At 47.2% G+C, this 19,599-nt stretch carries 19 protein-coding genes; 9 read left to right on the top strand and 10 right to left on the bottom strand.

Annotated features, from left to right (window positions below; all coding sequences use genetic code 11):
• Nucleotides 1-16: 16 nt before the first annotated feature.
• From LCM29_RS11665 to LCM29_RS11655, 3 genes are all read right to left on the bottom strand, one after another.
• The gene (locus LCM29_RS11665; protein ID WP_214876241.1) at nt 17-916 is read right to left on the bottom strand and encodes a class F sortase; all 900 of its coding nucleotides are present in this window, start codon (nt 914-916) and stop codon (nt 17-19) included.
• A 19-nt stretch (nt 917-935) separates the two neighbouring features.
• Nucleotides 936-2,276, bottom strand: coding sequence for a copper amine oxidase (locus LCM29_RS11660; RefSeq protein WP_224862978.1), 1,341 nt, complete (start codon nt 2,274-2,276; stop codon nt 936-938).
• A gap of 88 nt (nt 2,277-2,364) precedes the next feature.
• On the bottom strand, nt 2,365-3,144 hold the full coding sequence (locus LCM29_RS11655; RefSeq protein ID WP_224862976.1) for an AraC family transcriptional regulator: 780 nt from the start codon (nt 3,142-3,144) through the stop codon (nt 2,365-2,367).
• Nucleotides 3,145-3,267: 123 nt separating this feature from the next.
• Here LCM29_RS11655 and LCM29_RS11650 point away from each other — a divergent pair, with 123 nt between their 5' ends.
• On the top strand, nt 3,268-4,917 hold the full coding sequence (locus LCM29_RS11650; protein WP_224862974.1) for a glycoside hydrolase family 13 protein: 1,650 nt from the start codon (nt 3,268-3,270) through the stop codon (nt 4,915-4,917).
• Between the two features lie 103 nt (nt 4,918-5,020).
• Nucleotides 5,021-5,527: a flavodoxin domain-containing protein gene (locus LCM29_RS11645; RefSeq protein ID WP_224862972.1), complete on the top strand. Its 507-nt coding sequence runs from the start codon at nt 5,021-5,023 to the stop codon at nt 5,525-5,527.
• Here the strand turns inward: LCM29_RS11645 and LCM29_RS11640 are convergent.
• Nucleotides 5,491-7,089 carry a glycoside hydrolase family 55 protein gene (locus tag LCM29_RS11640; RefSeq protein ID WP_224862970.1) on the bottom strand — a complete coding sequence of 533 codons (1,599 nt, stop codon included), beginning with the start codon at nt 7,087-7,089 and terminating at the stop codon, nt 5,491-5,493. The genes LCM29_RS11645 and LCM29_RS11640 overlap by 37 nt on opposite strands.
• Nucleotides 7,090-7,350: 261 nt before the next feature.
• On the opposite strand from LCM29_RS11640, the gene LCM29_RS11635 reads away from it, so the two are divergent.
• The 4 genes from LCM29_RS11635 to LCM29_RS11620 all read left to right on the top strand — a co-directional run bounded on the left by LCM29_RS11635 (nt 7,351) and on the right by LCM29_RS11620 (nt 9,144).
• On the top strand, nt 7,351-7,551 hold the full coding sequence (locus tag LCM29_RS11635) for a cold-shock protein (RefSeq protein ID WP_015880427.1): 201 nt from the start codon (nt 7,351-7,353) through the stop codon (nt 7,549-7,551).
• A gap of 117 nt (nt 7,552-7,668) precedes the next feature.
• Nucleotides 7,669-8,082 carry a pyridoxamine 5'-phosphate oxidase family protein gene (locus LCM29_RS11630; protein ID WP_224862968.1) on the top strand — a complete coding sequence of 138 codons (414 nt, stop codon included), beginning with the start codon at nt 7,669-7,671 and terminating at the stop codon, nt 8,080-8,082.
• 178 nt (nt 8,083-8,260) lie between these two features.
• Complete coding sequence (locus LCM29_RS11625; RefSeq protein ID WP_214746834.1) at nt 8,261-8,767, top strand: DoxX family membrane protein; 507 nt, start codon at nt 8,261-8,263, stop codon at nt 8,765-8,767.
• A gap of 80 nt (nt 8,768-8,847) precedes the next feature.
• Nucleotides 8,848-9,144, top strand: a complete 297-nt coding sequence (locus LCM29_RS11620) for a DUF3817 domain-containing protein (RefSeq protein ID WP_074034148.1) — start codon at nt 8,848-8,850, stop codon at nt 9,142-9,144.
• Between the two features lie 21 nt (nt 9,145-9,165).
• Here LCM29_RS11620 and LCM29_RS11615 read toward each other — a convergent pair whose 3' ends face one another.
• Nucleotides 9,166-10,419, bottom strand: a complete 1,254-nt coding sequence (locus tag LCM29_RS11615; RefSeq protein WP_224862966.1) for an MFS transporter — start codon at nt 10,417-10,419, stop codon at nt 9,166-9,168.
• Nucleotides 10,420-10,529: 110 nt separating this feature from the next.
• Between LCM29_RS11615 and LCM29_RS11610 the strand changes: the two genes are divergently transcribed.
• The gene (locus LCM29_RS11610) at nt 10,530-11,720 is read left to right on the top strand and encodes a helix-turn-helix domain-containing protein (RefSeq protein WP_214876261.1); all 1,191 of its coding nucleotides are present in this window, start codon (nt 10,530-10,532) and stop codon (nt 11,718-11,720) included.
• Between the two features lie 4 nt (nt 11,721-11,724).
• Here the strand turns inward: LCM29_RS11610 and LCM29_RS11605 are convergent, their stop codons facing one another.
• Entirely contained in the window at nt 11,725-12,732 is a 1,008-nt protein-coding gene (locus tag LCM29_RS11605; protein ID WP_224862964.1) for a S66 peptidase family protein, read from the bottom strand.
• Nucleotides 12,733-12,795: 63 nt separating this feature from the next.
• Nucleotides 12,796-13,122, bottom strand: a complete 327-nt coding sequence (locus tag LCM29_RS11600; protein WP_318247829.1) for a winged helix-turn-helix transcriptional regulator — start codon at nt 13,120-13,122, stop codon at nt 12,796-12,798.
• 106 nt (nt 13,123-13,228) lie between these two features.
• Between LCM29_RS11600 and LCM29_RS11595 the strand changes: the two genes are divergently transcribed.
• Nucleotides 13,229-14,032, top strand: coding sequence for a VOC family protein (locus tag LCM29_RS11595; RefSeq protein ID WP_224862962.1), 804 nt, complete (start codon nt 13,229-13,231; stop codon nt 14,030-14,032).
• Nucleotides 14,033-14,045: 13 nt separating this feature from the next.
• Here LCM29_RS11595 and LCM29_RS11590 read toward each other — a convergent pair whose 3' ends face one another.
• Both LCM29_RS11590 and LCM29_RS11585 read right to left on the bottom strand, forming a co-directional pair.
• Complete coding sequence (locus LCM29_RS11590; protein WP_074034157.1) at nt 14,046-15,038, bottom strand: 5'-3' exonuclease; 993 nt, start codon at nt 15,036-15,038, stop codon at nt 14,046-14,048.
• Between the two features lie 199 nt (nt 15,039-15,237).
• Nucleotides 15,238-16,560, bottom strand: a complete 1,323-nt coding sequence (locus LCM29_RS11585; RefSeq protein ID WP_214746854.1) for a hemolysin family protein — start codon at nt 16,558-16,560, stop codon at nt 15,238-15,240.
• A 189-nt stretch (nt 16,561-16,749) separates the two neighbouring features.
• On the opposite strand from LCM29_RS11585, the gene LCM29_RS11580 reads away from it, so the two are divergent.
• Complete coding sequence (locus tag LCM29_RS11580; protein ID WP_224862959.1) at nt 16,750-17,547, top strand: glucose 1-dehydrogenase; 798 nt, start codon at nt 16,750-16,752, stop codon at nt 17,545-17,547.
• A 33-nt stretch (nt 17,548-17,580) separates the two neighbouring features.
• Here LCM29_RS11580 and LCM29_RS11575 read toward each other — a convergent pair whose 3' ends face one another.
• Nucleotides 17,581-19,536, bottom strand: a complete 1,956-nt coding sequence (locus LCM29_RS11575) for an ATP-binding protein (RefSeq protein ID WP_214876272.1) — start codon at nt 19,534-19,536, stop codon at nt 17,581-17,583.
• Nucleotides 19,537-19,599 lie beyond the last annotated feature (63 nt).

Raw genomic sequence — 19,599 nt, 5'->3', positions numbered from 1 at the left:
AGTAAGGGGTCTTTTATCATTTGGTCATCTCGGAAGGCTTCGACTCATTTCCAAGTTGGTCAATCGCAGTCACATAATAAGAAACACCTGTCTCACTTGCGACTTCGATACTCTTTCTTGCATGGGATGGGACGCTTTCGATATGAGTCGCTTTTCCGTCGACGACTTCATAGATGCGATATCCGATCACGCTCTCTTGACGCACGGCGTGCCAGGTTAACAAGTTTCCTTGTCGCTCGACTGCCGTTGGAATCTCGAGATCGACAGTTTCGTTCAGCTCGGTATCCACTAGCTCTGTATATACGACGAATCGTTCATCGTAGCCCCCGTCCCCGAACGTACCCGAACAGGTGATCAAATTTAAATTGCGATTTGATGTGGCACCGAAAATCTCTTCGATTGGCGCAGTTTTCGTATCATAGCGTTCTGTTTTTGTGACGCGGAACCGAAGTGTGTTTCCGGCTTCGTCTAGAATCAGAACGTCATCGCCTTCTTTAAGTTGATTGAGTTGATAAAAGACGGCCGGGCCGGTCTTGCTGTCGACGTGACCGGCGATCACGGCATTTCCTTTACTTCCTGGTGTGACACCAGGTTCGAACCACCCGACCTGATTTTCATCTTCTGGAACACCCATCTGTCCGTTTTCTAGTACCCCGACTTGTTCGATGGCGGTGTCGACATCGATTTTCGGAATTTGGATTTGAACAGGGGTGACGGCCTTAGCATTTTCTTCTTCCTCCGCTAATCGTAACTTCTTCACCTCTTCCTGTAGAAGTGAGAATTCAGCCGTTAAATCCGGGCTCTCCTCTATTTGTTTTTCTTCTACAGGTGGTGACGACGATTCTTGGGCGCTCGTCCACGTCCAGAAGCTAAAACAAAAGAGAGAGAGCGCCAGAAACAAATGGCGCTTGTTCATGGGGCTCCCTCCTTATTGATTATTGTTCAGACACTTTACGTTTGCGAAGCGTTACGAAGGCGAGTAAGATTCCGCCAAGTACAGCTAATCCAGCGTAGAGCGTGTTCATTGATTGTTCTTGTGCACCACCGAGACCTGTTTCAGGCATCTCTTCAGGCATCATTGTTTCTTCAAACTTGTCAGGCATTTGTGTCACGATCGCGTTACCGAGTGTTTCACCAACACCGAACATGAACGCATATCCTTCACGGAATGACATCCAAGCCGCTTCTGCATCGCCTGCGACATATTGATCGAATGTGTCGAGTACGAGCGCTTCGTGCTGTTTGATGGCTTCTTCACCGGCAGCTTGTGGCAAGTTACCTTCTGTTGCTGCATCGAGGAATGTGCTGAAGTCGACAGCGAATTGGTCGAGGCGCATACGTGCTTCTTCGATTTTCGCTTCGTCCCCTTCAAGTGTAGCAGCTACGATATCACCTTGTGCTGTGATGTGATCTGAGTTCCAAACTTTTTCGAACTGTGCAGCACCTTCGTCACCGTATACAGATGCGATGGCCGCTTTGAAGTCGAGTGTGTTCTGATCTTCTGCCCATGTGACGTAGTCATAGTCCTCTGCTTGGTCATATCCTTTTTGCATACCGATTGCAGCGAGGGCGAAGTGCTCACCTGCAAGACTGTTCAATGTTGAGCGGAGTTCAACAGCTGGTGTATCTGCTCCAGTCGTGAATTTGTCAGGCATTTGTGTGACGATTGCACCTGAGAGGGCTTTACTGATGTTGAACATGTGCTTGTAGCCTTCACGGAACGTCATGTAAGCTTCTTCGTAATCTCCTTCGACATAGTTATCAAATACAGAGAGGACTTGGTCTTCATGAAGTTCAAGTGCATCCGCTGCTGCTTCTTTCGGTAAGTTACCTTCCGTTGCTGCGTCGAGGAATGTTGAGAATTCTTCTACGAACTCATCGACTTCAGCTTCAGCTTCCATGCGTAGTTCTTGGTTGTCTGATTTTGCAGCTTCTACGAAATCATCTGAATAGTCGTTATGACCACGGAAGATGTCTTCAAATTGTGCAGCGCCTTCTTCACCGTAGATGGAAGCGATAGCTGGCGTCATGTCGAGCGCGTTTTGATCGAGTGCTTGATCCGCGACCTCAGCATCTGCAGCCTCGTCGTATCCTTTCATCATCGATGTGACGGCTAATACGTAGTGCTCAGATAAGAGTTGATCGAGTGTGGCGCGAAGGTCACCTGCTGGTGTACTTGCTGTCGGTGTGTGATCCGCTGCCTGTGCGTTGACCGGTACGAGTAGTCCTAAGGCTAGTGCCGGTGCTACGATTTTGTTTAACGTCTTCTTCTTCATGTGTAATCGCTCCTTTTCGTAAGTGAGTGTTGTTGTCGTTATTTACACCCATCTAACGGAGCGGTTCAAAAAATGGATCACTCTTTTTTTATTTTTTTTCGTTTTTTTGTTGAAGAGTGCGATAAACCCCTGGTGCTACCCCATATTTTCGTTTAAAAATTCTGTGGAAATATGGATAACTTCGAAATCCAGACAGTTCCGCAATCGTTTCTAACGAATGTTTTGTATAGCGCATTTGCTCTTCGGCAAGCTGTAAACGAATCGATTGTGCATATTCGATGATCGTCATCCCGGTCTCTTCTTTAAAGAGATGAACGGTCCGTGAAACACTGAGTCCGACCGCTGCGGCGACGTCGGCCACTTTAAAGTCACTCGTGACGTGCGATTCGATAAAGCGCATCATACGAGAGACGACTGGAGGTCGCGCCTGGGAATGCACATCTTGAATTGAACGATCAAGCATGAGTAGAAGCGCTTTGACGAGAGTTTCAATTAGTACCGCACTTTGTTCAGATGGTGGACGGCGCACTTCCTCTGTAATGTGTTGCCATAGCGAAAGTAGGCGGGAATCGATGGTGATCGCGTATAGTCTTTCCCGTGGCGTCGCATGCCACCATGTATCCATCGCATGTCCGGAGCAAAAGATATGATAGTCTCCGCTCGCAGGTGTATCGACGTGCATTTCATAGAAGTCACCTGGACGGACAATCAATACGTCACCAGGTCGTGTGATCATCATTTCCCCATTGACCACGATCCGAGCCGTCCCCTCTGTCTGTAAGCGAATCAGATACGTATCGAGTAAGTTAGCGAATGGAAAAGTGTAGGTCGTTGTATGATACGAATAGCCACAAAAGCCGATTTCCATAATAGTCTCCTCATTTTATAGCAAAATTGTACATATTCTAATCATATCATGGATGGTCATGAATCCTTGAAGGCAGTACGATGAAAGCGTTGAAACGGAAATGAACTTCAAGGAGGACGTAACATGAAACAATGGTGGAAAGAAGCAGTCGTGTATCAAATTTATCCACGGAGCTTCAATGACTCGAATGGTGATGGGATTGGTGACATCCAAGGGATCACGGAGAAGATGTCTTACTTGGCAGAACTCGGGATCGATGTCATCTGGCTCTCGCCGGTATACGATTCGCCGAACGATGACAACGGATACGACATTCGTGATTATCGTGCCATCATGGACGAGTTCGGAACGATGGACGACTTTGATGCGATGCTTGAGGAAGCACACCGTCACGGGATTAAAATCATGATGGACCTTGTCGTCAACCACTCTTCTGACGAACACCAGTGGTTCATGGAGTCACGTTCTTCAAAAGAGAATCCATATCGTGACTACTATATTTGGAAAAAAGGAAAAGACGGTCAGCCACCGACGAACTGGGGAGCTTTCTTCGGCGGCAGCGCTTGGCAGTATGACGAGGCGAGCGATGAGTACTACCTTCACCTATTCAGTAAGAAACAACCGGATTTGAACTGGGAAAGCGAGACGCTTCGTCGTGAAGTGTACGATCTTATGACGTATTGGCTCGATAAAGGGGTCGACGGGTTCCGGATGGACGTGATTAATATGATCTCGAAAGACCCGAGCTATCCGGATGGTCAAACGCAAGGAACAGGTTACGGTGACGGCACGCCATTCTTCTTTAACGGGCCACGTATCCATGAATTCATGCAAGAGATGAATCAAGAAGTCTTATCGAAATACGACACGATCACGGTCGGTGAGATGCCAGGGGTCAGTGTGGAAGAGGCGAAATTGTATACAGGGGAAGACCGAAACGAACTGAACATGGTCTTTCATTTTGAGCATGTAGACGTCGGAAACGGCAGCTTCGGGAAATGGAATCCGACGGACTGGAAACTCACAGAGTTGAAGACAATCTTCTCGCGTTGGCAAGAAGGACTGGAAGAAGAAGGATGGAACAGCCTGTATTGGAGTAATCATGATCAGCCCCGTGCTATCTCGCGCTTCGGGAACGACTCTCCGGAATATCGCGTCCGTTCCGGGAAGATGCTTGCGACACTTCTTCATCTATTGAAAGGCACACCTTACATTTATCAAGGGGAAGAGTTCGGGATGACAAACGTCGCGTTTGATTCGATTGATCAGTACCGAGATATCGAAACGTTAAACGCCTACCGTGACTACACATCAAAAGGGTTGTTGACGCACGACGAGATTTTCCGTGGAATCCATGAGCGAGGACGTGACAATTCACGCACACCGGTACAGTGGTCGGACGAAGCACATGGTGGCTTCACGACAGGGACACCATGGATTGGGGTCAACCCGAACTATGTCGACATCAATGCGGAGGCGGCACGGAAAGACCCGAGCTCGCTCTTTCATTACTATCGTCAATTGATTGCGCTCCGTAAAGCCAATCCAATCGTTGTCTATGGAAAGTATGAGCTGTTGTTACCGGAAGATGAGGCAGTCTATGCGTTCACGCGTTCGTTCGAAGGAGAGACATGGCTCGTGCTCTGTAACTTCTCAGGTGACACACAACAACGTGACTTACCATATGACGTAAAAGAACGCGTCATCGGAAACATGGAACCGATTGAACCGTTCACCCTTCGTCCTTACGAAGCACAAGTGTATAAACTGTGACGAAAAGCTCGCCAGACGGCGAGCTTTTTTGAGTGGTCGCGTATCTTCTTCTCACGATTCGGGAATAGTGTAAGTAACGTCTGACATGAAAAGAGGGAACGACATGGGTACTTTAATCGCGTACTCTTCCAGATATGGAACGAGTGAAAAAGTGGCGTCTTTACTCGCTGAACGGTTATCGGGAGACGTTCATGTCCAAAATATCGTAGAAGAGCCGAACGTCATGTGGGAGACGGTGGATCACGTCATCGTCGGCAGTTCGATTCGGATGGGTACTATCCAGGACGAGATGAAAGAATGGTTGACGCTTCATGAAGCACACTTGCTGGAGCATCCTCTCGCTCTATATTTGTGTGCCGGGACACCGACGGAATCGGAGCGGATTCGCGAGCTAGAAGAAGCCTATCGTGCTACGCTGCGCGCACATGCCTATTTCGTCGAAGTCGTCGGAAGTGGGTATGACTTTGAACGAATGGGCTTTTTAGACAAAGCGATCGTCCGCATGATGGCCAAACAGAAAGAAAGCTCGCTTGAACTCGATGAGGACAAACTGGATCGGCTTGTCGAGGCGGCTCAAACGTCCGAACGCACTCGGTCCGAGAATCCGTAAGCGAGTATACCTTGCACATCGATCGGACTTTTCGTGGAGATGAGTACATCTCCGCTTTTTTTCTGTCCTTCGATGTGATAAAGTGCGATCCTCTCCAGCTGACGTCCTATTCTTAACGCGATTGGCGCAGATTCGTGGCATCGTAAGTTTTCGATGGTCACTTCATCGGTCCGGTTATCCCCTCCGAACAGTTCGAGATCAGCTCTCGAGGTTGTAAATCCGCGCACGGAGATGCGATGTAATTGAACGCGTCGAGACTTGTATTGAATCGCCAGTGCCGGATGTTTTTCATAATCGTAAGTTGGGTCACCGATAGCGGTCAATCCATGAATCAAGACGTCCTGATAGGCCGAGACGACTAAACTTCTTGGAGAGGATTTCGCATATAGCGAGCTTCTAACCGGTTCGACGGATACTAAATTCGTACCAGATAGAAAGCGTGCTGTCTTCGAATCGGGATCGTCTGCTAAATGATGACCAATGTGACGGAAGTTAAATGAACGATTGTCATGCACCGAAAGATGGCCGAAGATATGAACGTCATGAGCTGCGGATGAGGTTCCATGTGCCTTTACTTCGATTCCGCCAAAACATCCTTCACTTTTATTGTTTACGAGTGTGACGTGCCGCGATCCATCGTCGATCTCAATGCCATTCGAATTTGAGAATCCAACAGCATGTGTTCGACCATGAGGATGATGACAATAACAGTTAGTGATATAAATGGCATCGCTATGGTGTGTCGTGATTCCGTCATCCCCATAGTTCGTCGCCTCAAGGTGATCAAGATGAATATACCGACTGCCGTTTGCGGCACGGAGGCCGTCCCCTAAGTAATGATAGTGTGGAGACGTGATGTCGAACGCATGAAGACCGGCATTTTTAGCCGTCACATGATGCACCCAGCCATACGTCACATGCGCAAACGTCAAGGCACTCGATGTCGTGTCACCGCTCGTCGTCCGTTTCGCATCGCCTAATCGTGCGACGTTCCAATCGAGCGTCAGGTGACATACCTCAATATGATGGTTTCCCGCAAATAGGGTGGCGTTTCGTAACAGTCTTCGATGCTTTGGGGCACGATCCGATAGTTTTAGAATGGTGACGTCCTGTCCGGCACCTTCTAACACGCAGTTCGAAGGAAGGCGAATGCCCCGAACGATATATACACCTGCCGGGACAAAGACGCGGCGGTTAGAGCGGAGGGCGAGACGAAAAGCGAGCGTGCAATCCGTTTGTCCGTCCCCGATAGCGCCATAATCTGTCACATCAACACGTTGTTTTGCGACCTGAAGCAGATTCAAATATTCCGCATCGAGGCGTCGCATCCAAACAGGACGAACCACTCCGTCCATTTGTTCGAGCGGGAGTGACGTTTGAACAGGCGTAATGCGCTCAGTCATTGGAATTCGGCAAGGGATGGAATGTTGCTGCTCTGAGTAAGATGTCTCGCGCGTGGCGCGGTGCCATTCGAGTGTTCGCTGGATGAGGTCTTCTTCCGACCAATCAGAATAAGAGGCAATCATCGATGCGATTGATTGCGGGTCCTTTGCATTTTTCATAATAAATCCTCCTAGCATCATCTTCTCTAGCATGTACCCGTTTCACCTCGTTTTTTAGCAATCAGAAGTATTTACTAGACAGAAGCATCTAGTCGTGTTATATTCAATATGTGCTTAATTAAGAATAGCTGGAATCATAATTCACAAGTGCTTGGGATTATTTTTCATTAGATAATCCAGAGGCTTGTATTTTTTTTGGTCAAGTTTTTTCTAGTAAGGCACTACTATAACGCATAGCGTTTATTTCAGGAGGGTTCATTCATGAACACAGGTAAAGTAAAATGGTTTAACTCAGAAAAAGGTTACGGCTTCATCGAAATGGAAGGCGGAGACGACGTATTCGTACACTTCTCAGCAATCCAAGGCGACGGCTTCAAAACACTTGAAGAAGGCCAAGAAGTAACTTTCGAAATCACAGACGGAGCTCGTGGACCACAAGCTTCTAACGTTGAAAAAATCTAATCTTCCTTTCTAAGGAATATGATACCTGCTCGCATCGGCGAGCAGGTTTTTTTGTGTTTAATCGTGTGGTTTGAGGGAACAGTATACGAGCGACAATCCATGAAGGAGGAATTCGGAATGAGTGCAAAAGAAACAGCATTAAAGATTCTAGATTCAAGTAATGTAGGGACGATGGCGACAGTGTATAAGGTGAAGCCACATAGTCGTTACATGACATTTTTCCATGATGATTTCACACTTTATACAGCAACCTCGAACGATACAGATAAAGTAGAGGAATTAGAAAAGAATCCATATACGCATATTTTGATTGGTTATGATGGCGATGGGGTCGGCGACACCTACTTAGAAATCTTAGGGAAGGCGACTGTGTCAGATGATGAATCGATGAAAGAAAAAGTATGGAACGATAAACTCGAGGGCTGGTTCGACGGACCAGATGATCCAAAGCTTGTCATCCTCAAAATCGAACCGGAATCGATACGCGTGATGAACAAGAAAGGTCAGCCACCTCAAGAAGTGACATTGTAAAATCCTCAAAGGCGCCTCAAGTAGGCGTCTTTTTGATGGATGTGAATAGAGTGTGACGTACATATGGACGAATCATGAACAAACAAAAATACATATGTGAAATGGTGAACATAGGTGATATATTGTGAATGTAATCACATTATTCATTTATTCAACTTCTTGAAAGGGAGGAATCATCATGTTCACGAAATTTTGGCAAAATCATAACATCGCTACGGCAATCTTGACGGTGTTACGTGTATGGCTCGGTTATCATTGGTTAACAGCAGGTTGGGGTAAAATCACAGGTGGCTTTGGAACGGAGGGATTCTTAAACAACGCGGTGACACTCGCGACTGGAGAACATCCAGCTGTCGCAGGATGGTGGGCTGCATTCTTAGAAAACGTTGCGATTCCAAACGCTGGATTGTTCGATATCCTCATTCCTTATGGTGAATTTTTGGTCGGGTTAGGGTTATTGCTCGGTGCACTCACACGTAGCGCGGCGTTCTTCGGGCTTGTCATGAACATGGCTTTCTTGCTCTCTGGAACGGTCAGTACGAACCCAACGATGTTGATCGTATCTGTATTGATTTTGGTTGCTGGACATAACGCAGGGAAAATCGGAGTCGACGGTTTGTTCCTTCGCAACTTCGTCGAAACGAAAGTATTGCATCGTTCACCAAATCGTCAAATAGCTTCGTAACTTTTATGCACTCTCCTGTGACAAACCTCTCATGTTTCGGCTACGATAGATATAGCCTACAGAGATAAAGGAGAACGCATATGACTACGACTCATTTTAAATGGCTTGGCTACACAGAAGGTGTGTCCTTCTTGTTGTTACTGTTTATCGCGATGCCATTGAAGTATATGGCGGGTATTCCACTCGCGGTCAGTATTGTCGGCGCAGCGCACGGTTTCTTGTTTGTGGCCTACGTACTTGCGGCCATGTACATGGCGTGGCGCTTCCGTTGGGGCTTCAAAGTGCTGACGCTTGCCGTCATGGCATCCGTCATCCCATTCGGACCATTTTTATTAGAAAAACGGGTACTCCCGTCAACAGAGAAGACATCGAACTGATTCGTTCGATGTCTTTTTTTGTTAGGATACTCGTTCAACTGACTGAGCTGCTGCTCGTTCTGCTTGGATGTCATGGCGAATCCGATATGTGAGTGTGAAGGTACATAGGAGTAGACCAATCATACATGCAGTGTATAGATGTGCGACTGATACAAGATCACTCAATACCCCGAATAGAATAAAACCGATTGGCGTGATGCCCATCGCAAGTGACTCGAGTACCCCAATGACGCGACCTAAATAATTCGGATCCGTATTCGTTTGTAAAAGCAATTGAATCGGAACGTTGACACGTACGATAAAGAAACCACTCAATAAGGCGAACATTGCGAAAAAGAAAATCGAAGTGAGGACGTTGAAGTTCAAATATAATGGAATGGCAGGGCCGACAAATAGAACACTGAGTATGGTCAGTGCAGATCGCATGGTCGACAGGCGATGTTTGATTTTGAATAGTGGCAAGGCGTGAAGTAAAGAAGCGATTAAGAATCCAATGGCAACCATGCTTTCAAGTAGTCCGAACTGAAACGGAGACACGCCAACCTCTTGTAAAGCGGCTATCGGGAACAACACTTCTGTCGCGACGAAAAAGAAGTTCAAGAAGGCAGCTAGAACGGCGACTGTCCATAAAACTCGTTGCTGCTTCAAATAAGAGAGACCAGACCGTACATCTTCCCAAGTGGATTGTTTGGTTGGAGCAATCTCTTTCTGATGAAATGTGAGTCGAGAAGCAAGCAAGGCGGCAATCATGAAGAATAGGGCTGAACTGAATAAAAAAGCTGAAATCGGTATGAGTTTAAACAGTGCTCCGGCAAGAAGCGGAGTGCCGATACTTGAGATGGAGATGATGCTCTGAATGAGGGAGTTGGCACGTTGAAGCTCTTCCTCTTCGAATAGAAGTGGGATCGAACTCGATAGCGTGACCGATAAGAAGGTAGAGACGATGGATAGGAAGAATGTGATGACATAAAATGCAGGTGCTTCGAACGTCCAAAGCAAACTTGCGATCCCTGCGAGTAAAAATAATCCTCCATTCAAAGACTCCATCTTGATGATGACTCGTTTTCGGTCAAGTTTGTCCGCATAAGCGCCGGCAAATGGTGACAAAAGAACGCGTGGCAATGTGCCTGCCAGTAAGACAAATGCGAATTGTAATCCAGATCCAGTCGTCGTCAACACCGTTAATCCCGCTACGAACGTAAATAAGTTGGATGCGAACAGTGACATGAATTTACCGAGTAATAAAATCGATAAATTGGAAGATAAGAATTTCATAGAGAACACTCCTTTACAAAATAGTTAAATGTGATTTAACATCATCATAAAGGTAATCGAGTGAAATGTAAACATAAAGTTCAATATAATTTAACTTATAGAGGTGGCATATGATTGGTGAACGAATTAAAGTGTTACGAAAACAGAAAAAAATGACCCAAACGCAGTTGGCGGAAGGAATCGTCACGAAGTCGATGCTCAGTATGATTGAAAATGGGAAAGCGGAGGCATCGATGCGTAGTTTACGAGAACTCGCAAGTCGGTTAGATGTCTCGATGCAACAGTTATTGACTGACCCGAAAGAAGCTGAACTACAAACGATGGTCGAACAGTTAGAATATGAAGAAATGACACTCGTTTCGCGTCCAGATCAAGAAATACGACAGATGCTTTCCCCATACTTAAAAGAAGAAATGAACTCCGTATGGCAAGGTAAAGCATACATGTTGTATGGGGATACGTACTTTCAAGAAGGGGAAAATGAGAAGGTATTGACCTATTACGACCGTGCCATTGAAATTTTTGAGAAGCTAGGTGAATCTGATGAATTGGCAATGGGACGAATCAGCCAGGCTTATTATTTATTGATGTGGAATCGATTTGAGGAATCGCTTGAACGGATTGACGCGATCGAACTTCTTGATGCGAAATATATGAAAACGAAAACGAGAACTGAGTATGTCATGTTGATCGTATTTAAAAACCTTCTTTGTGATGAGGATTTGGAAGATTCGATTCGACAGCTTGAAGACGTGCTCGAGTATATGAAACGGACAAGAATCTACTACCGTGCGGACGACGTGTATCGCACCATTTCGATTTGTGCGCTCTATTTGAACGATGAAAAGCAAGTTCGTGAGTCTCTACAAAAGGCGAAGCAATACATTCAATTCACGGAAGACCGCTTGGCAGAAATCAAAGTGGCACTTTCTGAAGCACTCTATGCGATGGAATATCGACATATCGATCAATTAGGGGAAAACGTCAAATTGATGGAATCACTCACGACAGAGATCGAGCCGTTCATTGCGGCGATTTCGATGGCGAAAGGTGTGTACTATGCTTTTCGAGGGGAATCGGAAAAAGGAAGAGAGTGTTTATTGGCATTATGGGAAAACAGAGACGAGTGGAAAGCACATAGTTTAGTCGATATCGCGATTTACTACGAAGGGTTATTAAGGGGAACACTGAACGGATGTGGAGACGACTGGGTATCGGTCATCGAAGAACAAGTAGCCGAATTCCCGCAAGGACTGTTTCGCAAACGTTTAGAAACGTTGCTACAACAAATCAAGGGCTGACGAATCAGCCCTTGAACGTTTGAATCAATGTCCCTTGACCATGCTCGACTTGCACAGAGGCGTGGGCCCCGTTGATGAGCGTCATCTGCGGGGGAACGTGTCCGCAATCGATATCAAAAAAGATAGGGACTCCTAACATGTGGTGGAGCTCCTCATACACCATCTCGGCCGTATAGTCTTGATGCACAGATGGGGCATCACTTCGTCCGAATAGAATACCAGACGTATGATCGAACCAACCGGCCCATTTCATTTGAAGGAGGGTCCTTTTTAATGCCGGAACGTTCATCTCTGCGTTCTCAAAATACCAAAGAATCGGTTCATCATTCAGATGCTCGTGTTGGAACGTCTTAACGTCACCATACGGTGTCCCGATTGTATGCAAGAGTACATCGAGACATCCACCGAGCAATCGACCTGTCGCGTGTTGACCACCGATTGCTTTCCATTCAGTCGTTTCCGTCAAATGAAACAGATGTGGCGTCGGATTGTCAAACTGCCATTCTTTTTGGAACTTCTCGGACGAGCGTTGGATGACCGTCTCGTCGATCCGCGTCGACAAAACATCTAGCCAGCGCGAACTCGTCTCGTCCCATACATCTGCACGCAAATCGACTAAGTTCGGACCATGGGCCGAGGCGATTCCAGTTTTTAATGTATAGACGAAGAGTAACAAACTCGTATCCGAATAACCGAGCATCCATTTCGCGGGTAAGGATTGCCAATCAATTTGATCGAGGATTTCCATTAAGAGCTCCCCACCCCAGGGCGGGATGATCAAGTCGACATTGTCATCTTGAAGTAGGGATGTCAGTTCATGTGCACGGACCCGAGCCGGAGCAGACTTCCCAAATCGTTGTTTCCACGCATTCGGGGTGAATTGTAACGTGAACCCTCGATTGGAAAACTTATGTTCCGCTTGATGCAATAAATGGTGTAATTCTGTTGGTATACCTGATGAGGGAGCGGTGACACCGATTTGATGACCGGATAACTGTGGATAACGAATCATGATGACCTCCTGTGGATAAGTGATAAATGAAATCGGTTAAAACGGTTATCCACATGTGGACAACTAGTTAGAGCGCATCCGTTCGGCGTGACGCATTCCCCATTCATTCATCGCTTCAAGAATCGGGATCAGTGTTTTCCCATACTCACTTAAACGATAATCGACACGGGGAGGGACTTCCGGATAGACGGTTCGGATGACGATCTCTTGTTCTTCTAAGTCACGGAGTTGTGCGGTCAGTATCTTTTGACTGATTTTTGGTAACGCTCGTTTCAACTCACTGAAGCGTAGCGTATCACCATTGATTAAGGCGAGGAGGATGGAGTGTTTCCATTTTCCTGTAATCAGTTCGAGTGCCGTATCGACTTCGCAGCTTGTTATCTTGGTCACATCGCTCTTCCTTTCCATTAGTATCGTTGAAGTAACTATACCACCTTTTTGTGCCTACTTCTGCAATGTGAACCGAGCGGGTATAGTGAAGGTGAGGTGATTGTATATGAAAATCGAACAAATTGAACTAGGACCGGTGACGCTACGCGTCCGTGACATCGAACAGGTGAAACAATTTTATGTAGACGTGATTGGGATGAGTGTCCTAGAAGAAACCGAAGAGCTTGCCACGCTCGGTACGAAAGAGCGTCCGCTCGTCATCTTGCACCATGTTCCACAGGCGAAGACGAATCCGCGGGCGGCAGGGTTGTTTCATTTAGCGATTTTATTGCCAGATCGTGTAGAGTTAGGAAGCATCTTGGCGCACCTCATCGAACAACGCATCGAAGTCGGACAAGGCGACCATTTAGTGAGTGAAGCGTTCTACTTGAGTGACCCAGAAGGGAACGGGATCGAGCTATATGCCGATCGTCCGAAGGAACAATGGAGCTATGAAGCGAACGGGCATGTGAAGATGGCGACTGAACCGGTCGATTATGAATCGATGCTTCAAGCTGCAGTGAATCGACCATTTGCAGGGTTACCGGTCGGCACGACGATGGGACATGTGCACTTTAAAGTCCGGTCGATTGAAGCAGCGAAACGCTTCTACCATGACCGACTCGGATTTTCCGTTACGACGGATTCTTATCCGGGGGCACTGTTCTTAGCGGCAGACGGGTATCATCATCACATCGGCACGAACGTGTGGGCACGTCCGAGTGAAGCTCTAGGGGTCGAAGCGGGACTCGAAGCGTGGACACTTCTTGTCAACGAAGAGACAAACCAGGCGTTAGGTGGAACATCGTCTGAATGGACGTTGACGGATGAAGATGGAATTACTGTGCATATAAAAAGAACGGGCGCATGAGCGGCCGTTCTTTTTAACGTGCGGATGTTTTCTTCTGACCTGCATTGAAGGAGAGACGAAGTCCGCGTTTTTGATACGCTTGCTCGACTCGCTTCGGGTTGAGGCTGAGCTCGAGATGAGCCAACTTCAAATGGTCAAGTGCCGGCACCGTGACATCAAGACGAACGAGCTCCATGTTGCGCTCTGCTTTTTTGCGTGTTCGTCTCAAGTTACGGGGCACCTCCTCTGACGTCAGTGCCGCGATCGTTTCATTTACTTGTTGTCGTTTATCCCCTTTGATACTCAAGGCAGAATACAGCTTATCGAGCGAACCGAATCGTTTGATTAGTTGGACCGATTGGTTTTCGTCAAGTCCCGCAACGGGTGGAATTCCGTCTGAACGGTCTCCCGTCAACGCTTTAACGGCTGACAGCTGTTTCGGTTTCAACCCTTCGTATAACGCCGCAATCTCTTCTGGTCGAATTTCTAAATGACGTTTGAGCGGTAACGGACGGTTATCACGAATGTCACAGCGAGCCTGCATTTGCTGAAGCTCCTGTGTTTGCAACCAAACGGTGATTCGTGGACTGACAAGCTGTAACAAGTCTTTGTCTTTTGTCATGATGACCACAGGTGCACTGCAACTGAATTTACGTGCGATGTGGGCGATTAAATCTTCCCCTTCATAGCCTTCTACTTGGAATTGTGGAATTCCACTATCCTCAAGCAGTTGGCGCATGAGTTCCATCTGCGCTTTCAATTCAGGCGGTGTTTGACGTCTGCGGCGTTTATAGCCCGGGTAGAGTTCTCGACGCCATAATGTTTCACGTGAGACGTCCCAGACGACGACAAAGTGAGTCGGACGATGTCTGCGTAGAATCGTCCGGATGAGGCCGGTCATTCCGATGACGGCACTCCGATCGTTTTTGGATACCTCGCGTCCTTTTTTTGTTCGGCTCGCGGCGGCACCATAGTAAGCACTGGCCAGCATGGAGTTACCGTCAATCAAAAATAGTTTGCGTTCCATGCGTAACCTTCTTTCTATTTCTTTCTGTTTAAACCGAACATCTCGCCATGTTTCGGTGATGTTGTGTCATTGAGTGCGTGACACTCAAATAAGCAACATATGTGCAGTATATCACGGCAAGAGGCGAAAATATAGCGACAGTTCGGTTCACACATGAAAAACCCTTCTCCAAATCAAGGAGAAGGGTTTGACAGAAACCTTATTCTGAGAGAGGCTCTTCCTCTTCATGTGAAGCTAAAATCAGGTCGACGAAGACGATTCGATGGTTATCGACTTCACTGACAATCAATTCATGGTCGCCAGGTAAGAGGAAGCGTTCGCCCGTCCGAGCGTTCGCTTTTTGCGATAAGACAAATCCGCCGACTGTATCGACATCATCTTCGATTTCGATCCCGAACCGTTCCTCGAGTTCTTGTGTTAACACAAGTCCAGAGAGACGGTAATGTTTCGGAGCAATTTCTGTAATTTCTGCTTGTTCATCTCGGTCGAACTCGTCGCGAATCTCACCGACGATTTCTTCTAGGATGTCTTCAATCGTTAAGAGGCCGGCAGTACCCCCGTACTCATCGATGACTAAACACATCATCGTCTGCGCGTTTTGCATCTTCACCATCGCTTCTTGAAGCGGCGTGAACTCGGTGACGAGTGGCAATTGATGAATGAACGACTCGAACGGTGCGTCATTTTTCGAAAGTTGAGCAGTGAAGAGTTGTTTTGCATTCACAAATCCGAGCACGTCGTCGCGGTCGCCATCTCGTGTGACCGGATAACGCGTATACTGGTGCTCTTCGACAACTGAAATGATCTCTTCAATCGTATCTTCTTCATCGATTGTGACCATGTTCATACGTGGAACCATGGCATCCTTGGCAATTCGTTCGTCAAACGAGAAGATGTTTTGTACATATGCCAACTCGTTTTCGTTGATTTCACCACTGCGGAAACTTTCCGTCATGATGATTTTCAGCTCTTCTTCTGAGTGTGCCGTCTCCTGAGCCGTTGTCTGCACCCCGAATAAGCGGAGGGTGAGACGTGCCATGCTGTTCAAGGCACGAATGAACGGGTAGAAGATTTTCGTGAACACGTAGAGCGGACGTGCGACAAGGAGCGTCAACTTTTCGGCTTCATGGACCGCAAGTGTTTTCGGCACAAGTTCTCCAATGACGACGTGCAGGAACGCAATGAGTAAGAATGCGATCAGGAACGACAAGAATGTCACGAGAGACGGCGATAAGTTCAACTGGTCGACCCATGTGTGGATATATGTTTCGATTTGATCGGCACCAATCCACCCGAGTCCGAGTGCAGAAAGCGTAATTCCGAACTGAGATGCAGAAAGGGAGTCGTCGATATTCTCGATGACTTTTTTTGCGCTGACCGCTTTCTTGTTTCCTTCAAGCACGAGCTGGTCGAGTCGAGCGCCACGCACTTTCACAATTGAAAATTCGGCTGCCACGAAAAAGGCAGTCAAAAAGATTAAGAGCGCAACGATGAGTAAGCTGAGTAACATGGGACTGTCCAACAATTCCCCCAAAAATCGGGGAGTCACCTCCATTGAGTATAAGATCAAACGTCTTTCAGGCAGTTCCTGAAAACGAATAGTTTGTTTCAGTATAGTTGATTTGTTTCAAATATTCAAAATGCAGCCAATCATGTTTGATGAAGAGGGGAATGTGGGAACTAAGAACGAGAAGATGAAGGAGGAATTCACATGGCAAACTATCCAGAGTTAAAAGGAAAAGTCGCGGTCATCACGGGAAGCTCGAAAGGTCTCGGTCGAGCAATCGGGGAACGCTATGCGAAAGAAGGGATGAACGTCGTCCTGAATTATCGTAGTAGTGAAAAAGAGATGGAAGAAGTCATCCGCGGCATCGAGGCGGGTGGTGGGAAAGCCGTCGCCGTAAAAGGGGACGTCTCGGAAGAAGGACTCGCGGAGAAGATGATCGAGAAAGCCATTTCTGAGTTTGGGAAGATGGATATTTTCGTGAATAACGCCGGCGTTCAAGTCGAAGCGAAAACACATGAGATGGAATTCGACAATTGGAAGAAGATTATCGACGTCAACTTGAACGGTACGTTCCTTGGTGTCCGTGCTGCCTTGAAGTACTTCGTTGAGAACGAAATCGAAGGCAATATCATCAACATGTCTTCTGTTCACGAAGTCATTCCACGTCCTGGTTACACACATTACGCAGCAAGTAAGGGCGGCGTAAAAATGTTTACGAAATCAGTCGCTCTCGAATATGCACCGAATCACATTCGTGTGAATGCGATCGCACCAGGGGCAATCGATACGCCAATCAACGAAGAGACAATGAGCGACCCAGAAGAGAAGGAAGGGTTAGAGGCACTCATCCCATCTCACGTCATCGGGAAGCCGGAACAAATCGCTGCCGTTGCCGCATGGCTCGCGTCGGATGAATCGTCATATGTTACAGGGACAACGATTTTTGCGGATGGTGGACTATCACTTTACCCGTCATTCGGTCCAGAGAATAAAGTACAGTAAACAAGAGGGTGCGCTATCGCACCCTCTTTTCGTTTAGCTACTCATCTGACTCGTTACATCCATTTTTGGAAGACTAACGGTGAAAATGGAACCTTTACCGATGTTCGATGTGGCATGAATTGTGCCGCCATGACCTTCTGCAATCTCTTTACAAATCGCGAGACCAAGGCCGGTGCCTCCGATTTTGCGACTGGCGGAATTGTCGACACGATAAAACTTGTCAAACAACTTCGACAGTGCGGTTTGAGGAATCCCGATTCCATGGTCTTCAATCGAAATATCAATCCAATCCGGTCGCTCACATGCGACGCGAACATGGATGTCTCCACCATGAGGAGAATACTTCACAGCATTATGAAGCAGATTCATGAAAAGTTGATTGAGTCGCGTTCGGTCTCCATATACGTAAAGATCTTCCTGACAATCAAACGAAATATGATGATGTTGACTTGCCCCTTGATGCACCGCGATAGCCTGTTTCAGGATGTCGGACAGGCGCTCGGATTCGTTATGATACGTCTGTTGTCCTGATTCCATCCGTTGGACATCGAGCAAGTTGGAAATCAAATCTTCGAGACGCAATGTCTCTTGATGAATCATTCCCAAATATTTCTCCGAACGTTCGGCTGAAAGTTTTCGGAAACGGAGAAGCTCGGTGAATCCGATGATACTCGTGAGTGGGGTACGAAGTTCATGGGAGACGGTCGAAACGAGTTCAGTTTTCAAACGGTCGACCTCAGTCTCATGCGTGACATCACGGAAGACGAGCATCGTGCCATGGCGTGTTCCTCTCAAGTAAATCTTCTCCGCATACATTTGAATGAAGCGCTCTTCCTGGTTCATCGAGAACGTGACGCTCTCTTCTTTACACTGTCCGTCAAACGACCGCTCCATGAACGCGAAAAAGTCATCCTTTTGGTCCACCTGCAGTCCAAGTTCTTCAAGGCTGGCGTCTAAACGGTATAAGTCGACTTCGTTTCGCTTTGTGATCGGTTGGTTAAACAAGACGAAGAGGGCTTGATTGGCTACTTTTTCGCTTGTTGCGTGCTCGACATAGATGACGGCATCGCGGATGGAGTGAAGGAGACGCGCTGTCTTCTCACGCTCTTCTTCGATTCGATGGCGCTGCGTCGTGAGTGACGAAGCCATCTGACGGAATGAGGTTGTCAGTTGACCGACTTCGTTTTTAGATTGAACGGTGACCGGCGTGACCGGTTGCTTCTCTCCGGCCAGGCGCTTGCTGTTTTCAATCAATTCCTGAAGTTGACCCGTTAAGCGTCTGACGTAAGGGCGAGCGACGATGAAGAGAATGAATAGGACTCCGAGTAAGGAGAGGAGCCATAAAGCTTGTGCCCATTTCGTATGTGTCGCAAGTTGAGCACGGAGCGCATCCTCTTCTGCGTTCAGTGAGTTCCGATATTCCGTGAAGACGCTCTCCATATCGACGATGCTCGCGCTCATATCTGCGGCACTTTTCGAGTTGATTTTAAATTTACGGTCTGCCGGCGGCTCTTTTTGAGGGTTTACCTTCCCGAGCGTTGGCATTTTTAAAAAGGGTTCGGTCACACTTCCGTCCCGTTTTCCTTCTACATAACGTTCAAGGCTTGGCATGACGCGTTCTTGATAAGCGACAAACAGCGTACGGGCATCGCTCGCATACGTTTTTTCCTTATCGGTTACGGCGTTCTGTTCGAACCAAGTCGTCTGTTCGTCAATCAAAACTTGTTTATCTTGTACGCGCTCTAGCATCGCATCGTCTCCGAGGAGTACGTAGCCGCGCATTTCATATTGCATCGACTGCCATGTCTCGAACAATTCGGTCGCATTTGTGCGCCGTTCACTGATGTTCTCGAGCGATGACGTCGTCTGTTCGATTTGGTTTTCCGTATACACATATACGGCAAGTGATGTGAGGAGGATCAGTCCGATGAATAAATAGAAGACGAATAAAAATTGTCTTCCGATCCGCTGGTCAATCCATGACTTCATAAAGACCGTTCCTTCCTAGAATGATGAACATTCCGACTGTGACAAATATCCTACGAGTGTCGT

Origin of the sequence: Exiguobacterium aestuarii, from assembly GCF_020171655.1 — a bacterium.
Classification (GTDB): Bacteria; Bacillota; Bacilli; order Exiguobacteriales; family Exiguobacteriaceae; genus Exiguobacterium; species Exiguobacterium aestuarii_A.
This window is presented reverse-complemented; position numbering and strand designations above follow the sequence as displayed.